Genomic DNA, 14,665 nt, shown 5'->3' with positions numbered 1-14,665 from the left:
GATGGATATTTTGTTTGTACTACTAATTTTCTTATAGGAGCTGTCAATCTTTAAAAGCATTTATCAATATTATGAAAAATCAAATACAAGTGAATGATTAGCTTCATTAAAAGGAAAAAGGGTTGCCATATATAATGGGCAACCCTTTTTTCACTATTTATTTCACTGTTTCTAAAACGCGTACAAATTGTCCTTTTGAGTGAGGGTAGCCTGCTTGTGTAATTTTTACTTTTACAAGTTGTCCGATTAGACTTTCTGGACCCTCAAAAACTACTTTTAAGTAATTGTCTGTATAGCCTGTTAGAAGGCCTTCTTCTTCACTGTCATCATGCACAAATTCTTCAGGGATAACTTCTAGCACTTGATCTTCAAAACGAGAAGCATACTCTTTTGCTAGCTGATCGTTTAAAGAGATGAGTCGATGCACACGCTCATTTTTAATGTCTTCATCAATTTGATCTTCCATACGTGCAGCAGGGGTTCCTGTACGAGGAGAGAATGGGAAAACGTGTAGCTCAGAAAATTTATGATCGCGAATAAAGTTATATGTGTCCATAAACTCTTCCTCTGTCTCACCTGGAAAACCAACGATTACATCAGAAGTAACAGCTAAATCAGGTAAAGCCTCATGTAATTTTGTTAAACGTTCACCGAAGAACTCCATTGTATATTTACGACGCATACGTTTTAATACCGTATCAGAACCAGATTGAATAGGGATGTGTAAATGATTCACGACAATCTTTGATTCACGTAGTACTTCAATTACTTCATCTGTTAATTGACTAGCCTCAATGGATGAAATACGAAGACGCTTTAAGCCTGTTACATTGGCCTCTAAATCACGTAGTAATTGAGCAAGATTATAATCTTTTAAATCCTGACCATAGCCACCTGTATGAATACCAGTTAAGACAATTTCAAGATAACCAGCATCTACTAATTGCTGTGCTTGATGTAATACTTCTTGTGGGTCACGAGAACGCATTAAACCACGTGCCCATGGAATAATACAAAATGTACAGAAATTGTTACAGCCTTCTTGGATTTTTAACGAAGCACGTGTACGGTCTGTAAATGCTGGTACATCTAATTCTTCGTATACTCGGTTTTTCATAATGTTACGTACAGCATTAATCGGTTGTCGTTCCGCACGATATTGTTCAATATAACCAAGTAATTTCGTACGATCTTGTGTTCCAACAACAATATCAACACCAGGGATTGCCATAATTTCTGCAGGGGATGTTTGTGCATAGCATCCTGTTACACAAATAACTGCATCCGGATTTTGGCGAATTGCTCGACGAATAACCTGACGTGATTTTTTATCTCCAGTATTCGTAACTGTGCATGTATTAATGACGTAAACGTCTGCTTGTTGATCAAATTCTGTTCGATCATAGCCTTCTTCTTTAAACAGCTGCCAAATTGCTTCTGTTTCGTAATGATTTACTTTACAACCTAGAGTATGAAAACTCACGATTTTTGATCGCTCGTTACTCATGATATATATCATCCTTTCAATTCACATTACCTTGTGTTTCCAAACATTTAATAAGTTTTTCGTTGTACATATTTTAGATACGTGATTTATGATAACATAATCCTTATAAAATCAGTACATATAAGATTTTTTTGTGAAATAATTAAGTTATCACTTTCTATACAATCTTTTGAGGACTTCAGATAAACATGACTCGTTCTGTAATGTTTATATTTGGGTGTTCATTATATAGAAAGAAATTAGACGCCATCGCGAAAAAATGATATGATTCGAAGAGGTACGTACATCTTGTTTAATGAAGGAGCGTTCAACAATGGAAAAAAATTTTGCACGTATGATTGATCATACATTATTAAAGGCTGAGGCAACAAAAGAACAAATTGAAAAATTATGTGCAGAAGCTAAACAATTTAACTTTGCTTCTGTTTGTGTAAATCCAACTTGGGTAAAACGTAGTAGTGAATTATTACAGGGTACAGACGTGTTAGTTTGTACGGTTATCGGCTTCCCACTTGGTGCCAATACGCCAGCAGTCAAAGCATTTGAAGCAAAAGACGCCATTGCTAACGGTGCAAAAGAAGTAGATATGGTTATTAATATCGGTGCGTTGAAAGATAAAAACTATGAGCTTGTACAGGCAGATATCGCAGCTGTGGTAGAAGCAGCTAAAGATAGCGCACTTGTAAAAGTCATTATTGAATCATGCTTACTAACAGACGAAGAAAAAGTGAAAGCATGTGAGTTAGCTGTAGCAGCGGGTGCTGACTATGTGAAAACATCTACAGGTTTTTCTACTGGTGGAGCAACAGCAGAGGATATCGCGCTGATGCGTAAAACTGTAGGTCCAGAACTTGGTGTAAAAGCATCAGGTGGTGTTCGTAGCTTAGAGGACATGAAAAAAATGGTAGAAGCAGGTGCGACTCGTATTGGGGCTAGCTCTGGTGTAGCTATTATGAATGGTTTAATTGCCGACTCCAACTATTAATATTATCTTTTTATAGCGCCATAAGCTCATGTGTACATTGACATGAGCTTATGGCTTCTTTGTGTTTAATCAGCATAATAATTTTCTATGCACATATACTCCACTGATGAATGTAAATACAGAAAGGAGGATGTCATGTTTACACAATATAAGTCTTGGAGGCCCTATATTAGCCCCTTTGATCCTTGTAAGCCTATAGAAGTTAAATATTATGCAACACCCCCACAATTATATATGGGTTTTCAACCACCTGGACTTCCACAATTTCCAACCGCAAGAGAAGCGCTAATGGCGGGTACACTATGGCCACAGTTGTTTAGCCCATATCCATTTCCCCTAAAAGGAGGGAGGAAGCATGACTAAAAAGATGCCGCCCGAATTTTATAAGCAATTAGAAGAAATACAAGCAATTGATTTCGTCATTGTTGAATTAAACCTCTATTTAGACACTCATCCGCACGATTATGACGCTATTCAGCAATTTAATGAAAATACAGAGAAAAGTATGAAACTTAAAATTGATTTTGAGCAAAAGTATGGACCACTCATGAATTTTGGGAGAAGCTATTCGAATTATCCTTTTAACTGGATTGATACACCATGGCCATGGCAAGTCTAAACAAAAGACTAGGAGGAAAAATCTTTGTGGTATTATGAAAAGAAACTCCAGTATCCGGTAAAAGTTAGTACATGTAACCCAATGCTTGCAAAGTTTTTAATTGAACAATATGGAGGAGCGGATGGGGAACTGGCAGCAGCTCTACGCTACATGAATCAGCGCTATACGATTCCTGACAAAGTAGTAGGGTTATTGACCGATATAGCAACAGAGGAATTTTCACATTTAGAAATGATTGCCACGATGATTTATAAGCTAACAAAAGATGCAACACCAGAAATGCTGAAAGAAGCTGGTTTGGGTGATCATTATGTAAATCACGATCGGGCTCTATTTTATCAAAATGCCTCAGGTGTACCATTCACAGCAACCTATATTCAAGCAAAGGGCGACCCTATCGCGGACTTGTATGAGGATATTGCAGCTGAAGAAAAGGCACGTGCCACATATCAATGGATTATTGACTTATCAGATGACACGGATTTAAATGATAGTTTGAAGTTTTTACGTGAACGGGAAATTGTTCATTCCCAACGCTTCAGAGAGGCTGTTGAAATTTTAAAAGATGATAGAGATCAAAAGAAAGTTTTCTAAGACAAAAAGGCTGTATCAAGTTGAGCTTGAAACAGCCTTTTTGTGGTTACTGAATATTTGAGAATAAGCTAAGATCTTTTCGATGACCAATCATTACTAATAAATCTTCCTTTTCAATAATTTGCTCAGGAGAAGGGGAGATAATAATTTCTCCCTCGCGCACAATTGCAATTACACTGACGTTATATTTTGCGCGCAAGTCTAAATCACGAAGGTTTTGTCCAGCCATTTTGGAAGGAATCATAATTTCTTCAATGCTGTATTCCTTTGATAATTCGATATAATTCAACATATTTGGGGATAGGAGTTGATTAGCCACACGTTCACCCATATCTCTTTCTGGGTAAATAATCCAATCAGCTCCTACTTTATCTAACACTTGCCCATGTCTTTTACCAAGTGCCTTTGCAATCACTTTTTTGATCCCTAGCTCTTTTAATAAAGAGACGGTTAAAATACTAGATTGCATATCATTACCGATCGCCACGATAACACAATCGAAGTTACCAATACCAATCGATTTTAAGGCTTTTTCTTCTGTTGTATCTGCTACCACAGCGTGAGTCACATAGGGTTCGGCATCCTCTACTCTTTCTTCATTTATATCAATTCCTAATATTTCCTGTCCAGCTTCATGCAATCTGCGAGCGACGCTTGTTCCGAATCTACCTAAGCCAATCACAGCGTATTGTTTAATGGTCATAGCGTTCTGTCTTCCTCTCATTTGGTTATCCAATCATAATATTTCCTTTTGGGTGGCGGAAACTCTCTTTTTTTCTTCGTTTTGCAATGGCAAAAGCAATGGTTAGTGGTCCTACTCTTCCTGCGAACATTGTAATAATCAGAAGAAGACGACCAGCAGGTGTTAGCTCTGGAGTTAGGCCCATCGAAAGACCAACAGTACCAAACGCAGAGGTAGCCTCAAATAAGTACATCATAAAGCTATGATGCTGTTCCGTGATACTGAGAAGAATCGTCACGACTACAACAATTAATCCTCCACACATTGTAACCGTCAAAGCCTTTAAGATAGTTTCAGTAACAATTCTACGTTTAAAGAGAACGACATCTTCTTTTCCTCGAATTTGTGACCACATAGTAGCTACTAAAACAGCAAAGGTTGTGATTTTAATACCTCCAGCAGTCGACCCAGAGCCTGCCCCAATAAACATGAAAAGAATCATTAAAAATAATGTAGAATGCGTTAAGTCCCCAATAGCCAGTGTATTGGAGCCAGCAGTTCGTGGTGTAACCGCTTGGTAAAGGGAACCTAACACTTTACCCCATTCGGATAATGGTCCCAGTGTCTTTTGGTTGCCATACTCAAACAAAAATATCAAAATGGTTCCACTAACAGTGAGCAAAAGTGTCGTTACTAAGACTATTTTTGAATGGACAGAAAGCCTTTTAGTCACACGATATTCATATAATTCATTCATCACAATAAAGCCTAATCCGCCGATTGTAATAAGAGTACAGATGGTGAAAACAACAAAGGGATCATCAACATAGGCAGTCATTCCGTTAAAGCCACCCATTAAATCGAAGCCAGCGTTGTTGAAGTTGGATATGGCATGAAAAAATCCAAAATAAAGGGCCTTTCCAATAGGCATATCAAAAGAAAAACGAATGGATAGAATAAGACCACCGATTATTTCAATACATGCTGTAAAGAGTAATATTCTTTTCACTAATCGAACAAGACCAGCAATGGAGATATTATTAAATGCTTCTTTTAGCAGCAGTCTTTCTTTTAATGAAATTTTCTTTCCAAGCAGTAAAAATAATAATGTGGCAAATGTCATAAATCCTAAACCGCCAATTTGGATTAAGAATAAAAGAACCACTTCGCCAAAAGTAGAGAAGGTATCACCTGTATCGACTACAATTAAACCTGTGACACAAGTAGCTGATGTAGCAGTGAATAAAGCATCTAAAAAGGGCAAACCCTTCCCATCCTCAGTAGAAAATGGCATTGTTAAAAGAAACGTACCTATGGCAATGATGAGGGCAAAGCCCAATACAAGAACTTTGGGAGGATTTAATGCTCTTTTAAAATTGTTCATTTAATTTTTCCTCAATTCTGAATAGTAAACAACTGTTTGTTAGATGGCATAATAAAAAGACCTACGATTAGAGCATGAAAAGGGTAGAAAGCATGCTAATAATGGTGGTCAATAACGACCTCCTTCGCTTTAGCCGACGAAGTTAGCTGACGGGTAGGATGGCGAAAGAGCTTTCTCATCCCTTCTGCTAAAGCAGAATTAACCCCAAAAGATTGGTTCCTCCGTTCTCAAATAGTTGAGATTTGGCCGATATGAAATTGAATGTGATTTATTCTACGCCCTTATTCTATTTTTTGTAAACCCCTTAATTGTTAAGAAAATGTAATTATTTTTATTGTGGGCGAATTGTGTATGAATAATTCGAGCAAAAATAAAACCAAAAATTCACTTGATAATTTCGCATACTTTCTATTGACCATTATTAGACAATACGATATAATTTTTTAGTACACAACAGAAGGTGATTTGCCTAATTGTGTATTGACGTGTGTTCGGAGGGAGGGAAAGAGAGATGTCAAAAACTGTCGTTCGCAAAAACGAATCGCTTGAAGATGCTCTTCGCCGCTTCAAACGTACTGTATCAAAAAGTGGTACAATTCAAGAAGTTAGAAAGCGCGAGTTCTACGAAAAACCTAGCGTAAAACGTAAAAAGAAATCAGAAGCTGCACGTAAACGTAAGTGGTAATTTAATTTCCCATTAAAAATCCCTACGTTCATAACACGCAATTGTATGATTCACTGAGCAGACAAAGTTATACCTGAAATTAATCACATTTTTGATTAATTTCAGGTATTTTACATTGCTCAACTTTACGTACATATGAAAAAGCCGAATGAATCAAAATGATTTCATTCGGCTTTTTTTCGCATACTAAGTGTTGATAATTGGGATTAGATCTAGTGATAAATAAGTGAATAAATTTTTAAGATTTGTGAAACTTTTCGCATGATTGACCGTATATACAGAGGAGAGGCATGTTAGAAGGGAGGGGAAAAGATGCGAAAACGGAGAATCCTCAGCTATTTACTAGTGATATGGATGACTTTTTTGTTAGCGTTTCCATTAACTTCGGCTTTTGCCAGTAATAAGGTTTATCATGTTCCGATTCGTAATGAAGTAGAGCGAGGACTTCATGCATTTTTAGAACGAGCTTTTAAAGAGGCTGAAGAAAACAATGCAGAGGCAATTATCTTAGAAATACATACGCCTGGCGGTTTTGTGAATGCAGCAAGCGATATCGCCATGCTTATGGATGCAACGCAAATAAAAACGATTGCTTATATTAATAAGGATGCGCACTCAGCAGGAGCGTTTTTAGCCTTACATGCGGATAAGATCTACATGGTTCCAAATGGAACAATTGGTGCAGCAGCAGTTATCGATTCAGCAGGTAATGCAGCCGACCTAAAGGCCAATAGCGCTTGGCTTGCTCAAATGAAAGCAGCAGCAGAAACGTCAGGGCGCGACCCTAAATATGCATTAGCAATGGCAGATACCAACTATGAACTACCAGAATACCGTGCTGGCGGAAAGAATTTGTTAACCCTATCAGCCTCAGAGGCAGCAAAGGTTAAATATTCTGAAGGGACGGTTAAAGATTTTCAGGAGCTTTTAGAAGTAACCAACTTGAATGGTAGTGATGTTGTTCCCATTGAACCAACCTTTTCTGAAAAGTTAGCTCGTTTTATTACAAATCCCATCATTGTACCTATTCTATTGTCTATCGCTAGCTTAGGACTTGTGATGGAGCTTTATTCGCCAGGATTTGGTGTTCCAGGTATAATGGGCTTATCAGCACTTGGTTTATTTTTCTTTGGACATATGGTGGCCGGCTTTGCGGGATATGAAACATTATTGTTATTTATTGTTGGCTTAGCCCTTTTAATTGCAGAGTTTTTTGTCCCCGGTGGAATTATTGGTATTTTAGGTGGTGTCTTAATAGTACTAAGTCTGATACTGGCAGGTGCAAATATGATGCAAATGATAGTAGCAATTCTCATTGCGCTTGTGATAGCGATGATAGGAATGGTGATTCTGATGAAATTTTTCGGAAAAAAACTGCATGTCTTAAACAGGCTTGTGTTAATGGATGCAACCACGACAGAAGAAGGGTATGTATCCAATGTGAATCGCACAGAACTGTTAGGGAAAATTGGGAAAACGCTTACGCCACTTCGTCCATCTGGAACAATGGTACTTGGTAGTGAACGCATTGATATTGTATCAGAAGGTGGCTATATCGATGTTAATCAACATGTAGAAATTATTAAAGTTGAAGGCTCACGCATTGTTGTGAGACAAACAGATAAAGAGATGGAGGAATAGAAAATGGGTTTTGATTTAGCTTTGATTGGTCCTATTGCTGGACTAGTTATTTTATTCATTGTGCTTGCGGTATTCTTTACCTTTGTACCCGTAGCATTGTGGATTTCTGCATTAGCAGCAGGTGTACGTGTGAGTATTTTCACATTAATTGGGATGCGCTTACGTCGTGTTATCCCGTCTCGAATTGTTAATCCGTTGATTAAAGCACATAAAGCTGGTTTACCTGTAACGATTAATCAGTTAGAGAGTCACTATTTAGCAGGTGGTAATGTTGACCGTGTAGTGAATGCCTTAATTGCGGCTCACCGTGCCAATATAGAGCTGTCATTTGAACGTTGTGCAGCAATTGATTTAGCTGGGCGTGATGTATTAGAAGCTGTTCAAATGTCTGTTAATCCAAAAGTTATTGAAACACCGTTCATTTCAGGTGTAGCAATGAACGGGATTGAAGTAAAAGCAAAGGCTCGTATTACCGTGCGTGCCAACATCGAGCGTTTAGTCGGTGGTGCTGGTGAAGAAACAGTTATTGCTCGTGTTGGTGAGGGGATTGTTTCAACTATCGGTTCAGCGACACATCATACAGAAGTTTTAGAAAATCCAGATATGATTTCGCAAACAGTATTATCTAAAGGGTTAGATTCAGGAACAGCCTTTGAAATCTTGTCCATTGATATTGCCGATGTAGATATCGGTAAAAATATCGGTGCAGAATTACAGATTGAACAAGCACAAGCAGATAAAAACATTGCACAAGCAAAAGCCGAGGAACGTCGTGCTATGGCTGTTGCAAATGAGCAAGAAATGATTGCACGTGTTCAAGAGATGAAGGCGAAAGTAGTAGAAGCAGAGGCAGAAGTACCACAAGCGATGGCTGAAGCCTTACGTTCCGGTAATCTTGGTATTATGGATTATATGAACTATCGTAATATCCAAGCGGATACAGCGATGCGCGATTCGATTTCAAAAGTGAGCACAGATAAACCTGAAACAAATGAACCTAATGCTTAATAACGGAAAGGAGCAGAACTAATAATATGGAACAATTAATACTCTTTGCCATAATTGCCATAGTCAGCTCTATTTTCGGAAAATCAAAAAATAAAAAGCCTCAGAAGCAGATGCCTCCTTTTAATAAAGATACCGTGGTAGAGCCTCCAGTTACGGAGAAAGCGCCACATCGGACTGGGAAAGCACAGAGTTTTGAAGATTTTGCACGAGAATTTATAGGAGATTGGATTCCAGAAAATGAGAAAGTCGAGGAACCTAAAAAGTTTGTTGAAGCACAAGTGAAAAAAGAAATGCCAAGCTATGTTGCCCCAACTGTCATTCCCGCAGATATCCCTAGCCGTTCTTCTAATCGAGAAGGTCGAGGACGATTAGCTGCTGGAAAAAAGGAAGTGCAATCAGTTGGCACAAATTCGACTTTACAACTACCTCAATCTAAAAATGATCTTATGCAAGCAATCGTGATGGCTGAAATATTAGGTCCACCGAAATCAAAAAGAAAATAACTAGCATGTCCTCCTTTTTCGATGCATATATTGCCGAAGAAGGAGGCATTTTTTTATGAAAAAATTATTTCAATTAACGCCACTACTTGAGTTGTTAGAATACGAATCATTAAAAATTATTGGACCCTACCGTTTTATTCATGCAGATGCGACGACCTGTTCGTTTGTCTATGCAGATTATCATATTACTGTCAATGCGGATTCAGTGACAATCAATGCGCTCAAAGAAGAAATGCTACATCTCACTGTTGACAATCTACAGGAGCTTCATATGAAAATGACAAAGAATATGGGTGTGAGCAAAAATGTGGAATAATCGGCCAATTATTATACGTATAAAGCGCCATGAAAATGTTCATCCTTTTATTCAAGCATTGCACGCTCAACATGTCCCATTAAAGCGTGTTGTCTTTCGTGAGCAGGAAGTTTCCTTTGAAACGACGATGCATTATCTACCAAAAATTCGCCGTGTACGAAGACGTTTTCGCTTAAAAATGGCTGTATTTTATGCAGATGAGCTTCAAGTTTTTCGAGCGCAAATTTGGACTTTATTGGGCTTAGCCTTTATGATTGCTATTCCAATTCTTTGTGCACAAGTCATATGGCGAGTGGACATAGAAGCCGCAACACCAGAACTAGAGCAGCGTTTAGGTAAGACCTTTCATGAAACCTTTCAATTAGAAACCCCTTTATCTCAAAAAAGGTTACCTTCCAATACGGTTATACGACAAAAACTGTTAGAGCAACACCGAGAGCTATCATGGGTTCATATTGATAAACATGGCGGACGAGTAATTTTGAGACCACAAGAATCACCTAAACAAACAGAGCAAACAACTGATAAATTAGCCTCCCATATAGTAGCAACGAAAAGTGGTGTCATTACACATTTTAATATACAGCATGGCGAGCGAAAAATTTCAGTAAATGATACAGCCTACGAGGGTGACGTCCTCGTAAGTGGGGTATTAGAAAGTGGTACAGATCAAGTTTTTGTAGGGGCGAAGGGAGAGGTTTATGCAGACTATTGGCTTGAATGTTCATTTAAAATTCCAACAAAAATTACTGTGGAAACCTTGCAGCAAAAGCAATGGCGAGTGTTGATAAAGGGTATACATCAGGAAAAGGTGGATTATGTACAAAGAAAAGATTTACCGAATTGGCTATCCCCCTATGTTTCAATTGTAGAGGAGCAACAGACGAAAACGATGCAAGTAGAGTTAGATGAATCGAAAATTGAGTCATTGCTGATTCCTTTATTGCATGAAAAAGTATTACGTTCGTTACCTGCAAAAACAATCATCAAGAAAGAAAACCTTTTACAGGCAAAGTGGGGGAATGGTACAGTTGAAGGGAAAGTTCTATTTTTAGTCAATGAAAACATTGCAAGTCCAATACAAGGCCTACAAGGAGAATGATTATGTCAGAACAGTTAACTGTATTACAGGTGGATAATCCAAATGAAGCGGTTATGCTACTAGGTATTTCCGATGCAAATATGAAATTAGTTGAAGAAGCACTTAATGTTCATATCATTACGCGTGGTGAACAAATTCAACTTGCGGGTGAAGAAAATGCTAAGGAACAGGCAACATTTCTTCTGCATGCTTTATTGAAGGTCATTCGCAAAGGAATTAATATTGATCAACGTGATGTCACAACAGCTATTGAAATGACACAAAAAGGAACAATCGAGTATTTTGCAGAACTATATGATGAAGAAATAGCACGCACGACGAAAGGTAAGTCAATTCGTGCAAAAACAATTGGTCAACGAGAATACATACAAGCAATCCGTCATAAAGACGTTGTTTTCGGTATTGGTCCAGCCGGTACTGGGAAAACGTATTTAGCGGTAGTCATGGCAACACAGGCACTTAAAAACGGCCATGTTAAGAGAATTATTTTAACTCGTCCTGCTGTTGAAGCTGGAGAATCTCTAGGCTTTCTTCCAGGGGATTTAAAGGAAAAGGTCGATCCATATTTACGACCTCTCTACGACGCTTTAAACGACATCTACGGCTCGGAACAGACACAGCGGCTAATTGAACGCGGAACAATTGAAATCGCCCCTTTAGCCTATATGCGTGGCCGTACATTAGATGATGCCTTTGTTATTTTAGATGAAGCACAAAATACAACACATCAACAAATGAAAATGTTCCTAACTCGTCTAGGCTTCGGCTCTAAAATGGTCATCACAGGTGATAAAACACAAATCGACTTACCCAAAAATACAGAATCTGGCTTGATTGTAGCAGAACGTACATTAAAGTATGTTAAATCTATTCATTTCCAAGTACTAGAACAAGGCGATGTCGTACGTCACCCAATCGTAGCCAAAATCATTCAAGCCTACGAAGAACAGCAACTTTAGAATTGCGTAGCAATTCTAAAGTCTGCCCCGAAAGCGAAGCGACAGGGGCAACGAGGTTTAAAGTCAGCCCCGAAAGCGAAGCGACAGGGGCAACGAGGTTTAAAGTCAGCCCCGAAAGCGAAGCGACAGGGGCAACGAGGTTTAAAGTCAGCCCCGAAAGCGAAGCGACAGGGGCAACGAGGTTTAAAGTCAGCCCCGAAAGCGAAGCGACAGGGGCAACGAGGTTTAAAGTCTGCCCGAAAGCAAAGCGACAGGGGCAACGAGGTTTAAAGTCTGCCCCGAAAGCGAAGCGACAGGGGCAACGAGGTTTAAAGTCTGCCCGAAAGCGAAGCGACAGGGGCAACGAGGTTTAAAGTCTGCCCGAAAGCGAAGCGACAGGGGTAACGAGGTTTAAAACATCCGTATAGTTAAAACCTAAACCACGAATTTAATCAAAATATGGAAAAAAATGTGACAGCTATGCGAAGATGCATAGCTGTTTTTTGCTTTCTTATACATTTTTCGAGAAAAATGTATGCTGAATTGGTATGATAGTAGGTAGATAGAGGAGGTGCCAGATGGAGAAACAACTTCGAAAATTTACAGAGCTTATCGGTTTTCGCTACTTTCTTATCATCATTCTCATTTTAACAGGTGGCCTACAATTTGGGTTCATGTATGGCGATGTTAAAGGGGTTACATATGATTTCAAACCATTACAGCTTGCGCCTGAAACCGTACGATCTACTAAAACGATTGAAGACACTTATAAAACACAGCTAGAGCGAGAAAAAGCTGCCAATGCAGTGGATTCAGTCTATCAATTTTCGGAGGATGTCGCCAAGCAAAGAGCAGCGATTGTAACATCATTATTTGATTATGTTTTGGAAGTGAAAAAAGATGTTGCTAATAGTAAGGAACCTATTCCTATTGCAGATCAAGTTACACAGCTTCGAAAAAAATTTGAATCCATTGACGAAGACCAGATGCCGTTAATTTTTACAGATTCTCAGCTCGAAGGTCTGTTAGTGCAAAGTGAAGATGATTTAACTAGAACAAGTACGCAATTATCTAAATTTGTAGAGGAATATTTACAAAAATCCATCCGACCCGAGAACGTCTTTGTTGCACAAAATGATTTTGAGACAAAGATTCGTGGACAACGAGGATATCCTGATAAAATATTCAATACAGTCGTGTTAATAGGACGTACAAGCATTATTGAAAATGAAACAATTAATGAAGAACAAACAAAGATCCGAAAACAGCAGGCCAAAGAAAGTGTAGAGCCAACACGAATTTTACAAGGTCAGATTATTGTTCAGGAAGGCCAAGTTATTGACAATGAGGCTTATAGACAATTAGAGCTATTAGGGATGGTTAGTAATAAAGCCTCCTTGAAGCCTATTGCAGGGCTTATTATTTTAACGCTACTGCAAATGATGTTTTTGTATATTTTATTTGAGCGTTGGGAGACGAACGAACGAAAAAAACGTAATGCACTGTTAGTGACAGTGATTGTTTATAGCTTGTCTATTTTGCTAATGAAATTTATTAGCTTAGTTTCTAGTGGCTTTGATGTGACGATTGCCTTTTTATTCCCGACAGCACTTGCTACGATGCTTGTACGATTGCTAGCAGATGAGCGAGCTGCTGTATTAATTACAGTTATGACGGCTGCTTCAGCAGGAGTAATTTTTCAAGAAGGCTATTCTTCAGTTATGCAAATGGAAATTACGCTGTATATTATATTCGGAGGGTTTGCAAGCCTATTCTTTTTGCGTAGTGTGGAAAAACGCTCACATATTTTACACGCGGTTGGTGTGATTTCGCTTGTAAATATGGCATTTATCGCGTTTTATTTGTTAATGACACAATCATCCTATGGCTTACCAGAGTTAGCATTTTACTTAATAGCAGCGATGTTATCTGCCTTACTTTCAGGGGCATTAACGATGGGACTTTTACCATTCTTTGAATCGGCGTTTAGCTTGCTTTCGTCTTTGCGCTTAATTGAGCTATCCAATCCCAACCATCCATTATTAAAAAAATTATTAATGGAAACTCCAGGGACATATCATCATAGTGTGATGGTAGCGAACTTAGCGGAAGCTGCGTGTGAAGAGATTGGTGCTGACGGTTTATTAGCACGTGTGGGTTGTTATTATCATGATATTGGTAAAACTAAACGACCTTCCTTTTTCATCGAAAATCAGATGTCGGGCATCAATCCGCATGATTCGTTACCACCTGAAACAAGTGCAGAGATTATTATCGCCCATACGACAGATGGTGCCAATATGTTAAAACGTTATAAAATGCCCCAAGAAATTATCGATATCGCTTTACAACATCATGGCACAAGTTTGTTAAAATTCTTCTTGTTTAAAGCAAAGGAAGAAGGAAAAAATATTGATGAGTCAAAGTTCCGATACCCAGGGCCCAAACCACAAACAAAAGAAGCAGCTGTTATAAGTGTTGCGGATAGTGTCGAGGCAGCAGTACGTTCTATGAAAGAGCCAAATGCAGAGAAAATTCAGAAGCTAGTACGAGCGATTATCGATGATCGCGTCCAAGATAATCAGTTTGATGAATGCGATATTTCAATAAAAGAGTTAAAATGTATAGAGAGAGTTCTTTGTGAAACGTTGAATGGGATATTCCATTCACGTATTGAATATCCAAAGGCAGATAAGTAGGA

The 14,665-nt window shown here is 38.5% G+C and carries 15 protein-coding genes and 1 riboswitch; of the genes, 12 read left to right on the top strand and 3 right to left on the bottom strand.

Going from position 1 to position 14,665, the window contains the following annotated elements; genetic code table 11:
* Positions 1 to 157: 157 nt before the first annotated feature.
* Positions 158 to 1,507: a tRNA (N(6)-L-threonylcarbamoyladenosine(37)-C(2))-methylthiotransferase MtaB gene (gene mtaB / locus L6W14_RS15040; protein WP_048392185.1), complete on the bottom strand. Its 1,350-nt coding sequence runs from the start codon at positions 1,505 to 1,507 to the stop codon at positions 158 to 160.
* Between the two features lie 313 nt (positions 1,508 to 1,820).
* On the opposite strand from mtaB, the gene deoC reads away from it, so the two are divergent.
* The 4 genes from deoC to L6W14_RS15020 all read left to right on the top strand — a co-directional run bounded on the left by deoC (position 1,821) and on the right by L6W14_RS15020 (position 3,705).
* Complete coding sequence (gene deoC / locus L6W14_RS15035; RefSeq protein ID WP_237898270.1) at positions 1,821 to 2,492, top strand: deoxyribose-phosphate aldolase; 672 nt, start codon at positions 1,821 to 1,823, stop codon at positions 2,490 to 2,492.
* Positions 2,493 to 2,627: 135 nt separating this feature from the next.
* The gene (locus L6W14_RS15030) at positions 2,628 to 2,855 is read left to right on the top strand and encodes a spore coat associated protein CotJA (protein WP_004227061.1); all 228 of its coding nucleotides are present in this window, start codon (positions 2,628 to 2,630) and stop codon (positions 2,853 to 2,855) included.
* Entirely contained in the window at positions 2,848 to 3,111 is a 264-nt protein-coding gene (locus tag L6W14_RS15025; protein WP_016994107.1) for a spore coat protein CotJB, read from the top strand. Before L6W14_RS15030 ends, L6W14_RS15025 begins: the two co-directional genes overlap by 8 nt.
* Before the next feature lie 24 nt (positions 3,112 to 3,135).
* Positions 3,136 to 3,705 carry a manganese catalase family protein gene (locus L6W14_RS15020; protein ID WP_004227065.1) on the top strand — a complete coding sequence of 190 codons (570 nt, stop codon included), beginning with the start codon at positions 3,136 to 3,138 and terminating at the stop codon, positions 3,703 to 3,705.
* 46 nt (positions 3,706 to 3,751) lie between these two features.
* On the opposite strand, the gene L6W14_RS15015 is transcribed toward L6W14_RS15020, so the two are convergent.
* Both L6W14_RS15015 and L6W14_RS15010 read right to left on the bottom strand, forming a co-directional pair.
* A complete protein-coding gene (locus L6W14_RS15015; RefSeq protein ID WP_004227067.1) occupies positions 3,752 to 4,408 on the bottom strand; it encodes a potassium channel family protein in 657 nt (218 codons plus the stop codon).
* Between the two features lie 25 nt (positions 4,409 to 4,433).
* Positions 4,434 to 5,771, bottom strand: a complete 1,338-nt coding sequence (locus L6W14_RS15010; protein ID WP_131520552.1) for a TrkH family potassium uptake protein — start codon at positions 5,769 to 5,771, stop codon at positions 4,434 to 4,436.
* Positions 5,772 to 5,887: 116 nt separating this feature from the next.
* Positions 5,888 to 6,029: riboswitch (cyclic di-AMP (ydaO/yuaA leader) on the bottom strand.
* Between the two features lie 253 nt (positions 6,030 to 6,282).
* On the opposite strand from L6W14_RS15010, the gene rpsU reads away from it, so the two are divergent.
* The 8 genes from rpsU (at position 6,283) to L6W14_RS14970 (ending at position 14,663) form a co-directional block, all read left to right on the top strand.
* The gene (gene rpsU, locus L6W14_RS15005; protein WP_004227078.1) at positions 6,283 to 6,456 is read left to right on the top strand and encodes a 30S ribosomal protein S21; all 174 of its coding nucleotides are present in this window, start codon (positions 6,283 to 6,285) and stop codon (positions 6,454 to 6,456) included.
* A gap of 312 nt (positions 6,457 to 6,768) precedes the next feature.
* Complete coding sequence (locus L6W14_RS15000) at positions 6,769 to 8,097, top strand: NfeD family protein (protein ID WP_131520553.1); 1,329 nt, start codon at positions 6,769 to 6,771, stop codon at positions 8,095 to 8,097.
* A gap of 3 nt (positions 8,098 to 8,100) precedes the next feature.
* Complete coding sequence (gene floA / locus L6W14_RS14995; protein WP_004227087.1) at positions 8,101 to 9,105, top strand: flotillin-like protein FloA; 1,005 nt, start codon at positions 8,101 to 8,103, stop codon at positions 9,103 to 9,105.
* Positions 9,106 to 9,131: 26 nt separating this feature from the next.
* A complete protein-coding gene (locus tag L6W14_RS14990; protein ID WP_131520554.1) occupies positions 9,132 to 9,608 on the top strand; it encodes a hypothetical protein in 477 nt (158 codons plus the stop codon).
* 55 nt (positions 9,609 to 9,663) lie between these two features.
* On the top strand, positions 9,664 to 9,924 hold the full coding sequence (locus L6W14_RS14985) for a hypothetical protein (protein ID WP_048392190.1): 261 nt from the start codon (positions 9,664 to 9,666) through the stop codon (positions 9,922 to 9,924).
* A complete protein-coding gene (locus tag L6W14_RS14980) occupies positions 9,914 to 11,026 on the top strand; it encodes a sporulation protein YqfD (protein WP_131520555.1) in 1,113 nt (370 codons plus the stop codon). Before L6W14_RS14985 ends, L6W14_RS14980 begins: the two co-directional genes overlap by 11 nt.
* A gap of 2 nt (positions 11,027 to 11,028) precedes the next feature.
* On the top strand, positions 11,029 to 11,985 hold the full coding sequence (locus tag L6W14_RS14975) for a PhoH family protein (protein ID WP_016994096.1): 957 nt from the start codon (positions 11,029 to 11,031) through the stop codon (positions 11,983 to 11,985).
* A gap of 557 nt (positions 11,986 to 12,542) precedes the next feature.
* Complete coding sequence (locus tag L6W14_RS14970) at positions 12,543 to 14,663, top strand: HD family phosphohydrolase (protein ID WP_237898269.1); 2,121 nt, start codon at positions 12,543 to 12,545, stop codon at positions 14,661 to 14,663.
* Positions 14,664 to 14,665: the final 2 nt, after the last annotated feature.

The sequence above is a fragment of the Lysinibacillus sp. ACHW1.5 genome (assembly GCF_022014815.1).
GTDB lineage: Bacteria > Bacillota > Bacilli > Bacillales_A > Planococcaceae > Lysinibacillus > Lysinibacillus capsici.
Note: the sequence above shows the minus strand (reverse complement) of the source record. Positions and strands in the feature narration are given on the sequence as shown.

What these genes read in the sequence shown, in the direction of transcription:
- mtaB (WP_048392185.1), bottom strand. Translation starts at nt 1,507, where the DNA reads ATGAGTAACGAGCGATCAAAAATCGTGAGTTTTCATACTCTAGGTTGT.
- deoC (WP_237898270.1), top strand. Translation starts at nt 1,821, where the DNA reads ATGGAAAAAAATTTTGCACGTATGATTGATCATACATTATTAAAGGCT.
- L6W14_RS15030 (WP_004227061.1), top strand. Translation starts at nt 2,628, where the DNA reads ATGTTTACACAATATAAGTCTTGGAGGCCCTATATTAGCCCCTTTGAT.
- L6W14_RS15025 (WP_016994107.1), top strand. Translation starts at nt 2,848, where the DNA reads ATGACTAAAAAGATGCCGCCCGAATTTTATAAGCAATTAGAAGAAATA.
- L6W14_RS15015 (WP_004227067.1), bottom strand. Translation starts at nt 4,408, where the DNA reads ATGACCATTAAACAATACGCTGTGATTGGCTTAGGTAGATTCGGAACA.
- L6W14_RS15010 (WP_131520552.1), bottom strand. Translation starts at nt 5,771, where the DNA reads ATGAACAATTTTAAAAGAGCATTAAATCCTCCCAAAGTTCTTGTATTG.
- rpsU (WP_004227078.1), top strand. Translation starts at nt 6,283, where the DNA reads ATGTCAAAAACTGTCGTTCGCAAAAACGAATCGCTTGAAGATGCTCTT.
- L6W14_RS15000 (WP_131520553.1), top strand. Translation starts at nt 6,769, where the DNA reads ATGCGAAAACGGAGAATCCTCAGCTATTTACTAGTGATATGGATGACT.
- floA (WP_004227087.1), top strand. Translation starts at nt 8,101, where the DNA reads ATGGGTTTTGATTTAGCTTTGATTGGTCCTATTGCTGGACTAGTTATT.
- L6W14_RS14990 (WP_131520554.1), top strand. Translation starts at nt 9,132, where the DNA reads ATGGAACAATTAATACTCTTTGCCATAATTGCCATAGTCAGCTCTATT.
- L6W14_RS14985 (WP_048392190.1), top strand. Translation starts at nt 9,664, where the DNA reads ATGAAAAAATTATTTCAATTAACGCCACTACTTGAGTTGTTAGAATAC.
- L6W14_RS14980 (WP_131520555.1), top strand. Translation starts at nt 9,914, where the DNA reads ATGTGGAATAATCGGCCAATTATTATACGTATAAAGCGCCATGAAAAT.
- L6W14_RS14975 (WP_016994096.1), top strand. Translation starts at nt 11,029, where the DNA reads ATGTCAGAACAGTTAACTGTATTACAGGTGGATAATCCAAATGAAGCG.
- L6W14_RS14970 (WP_237898269.1), top strand. Translation starts at nt 12,543, where the DNA reads ATGGAGAAACAACTTCGAAAATTTACAGAGCTTATCGGTTTTCGCTAC.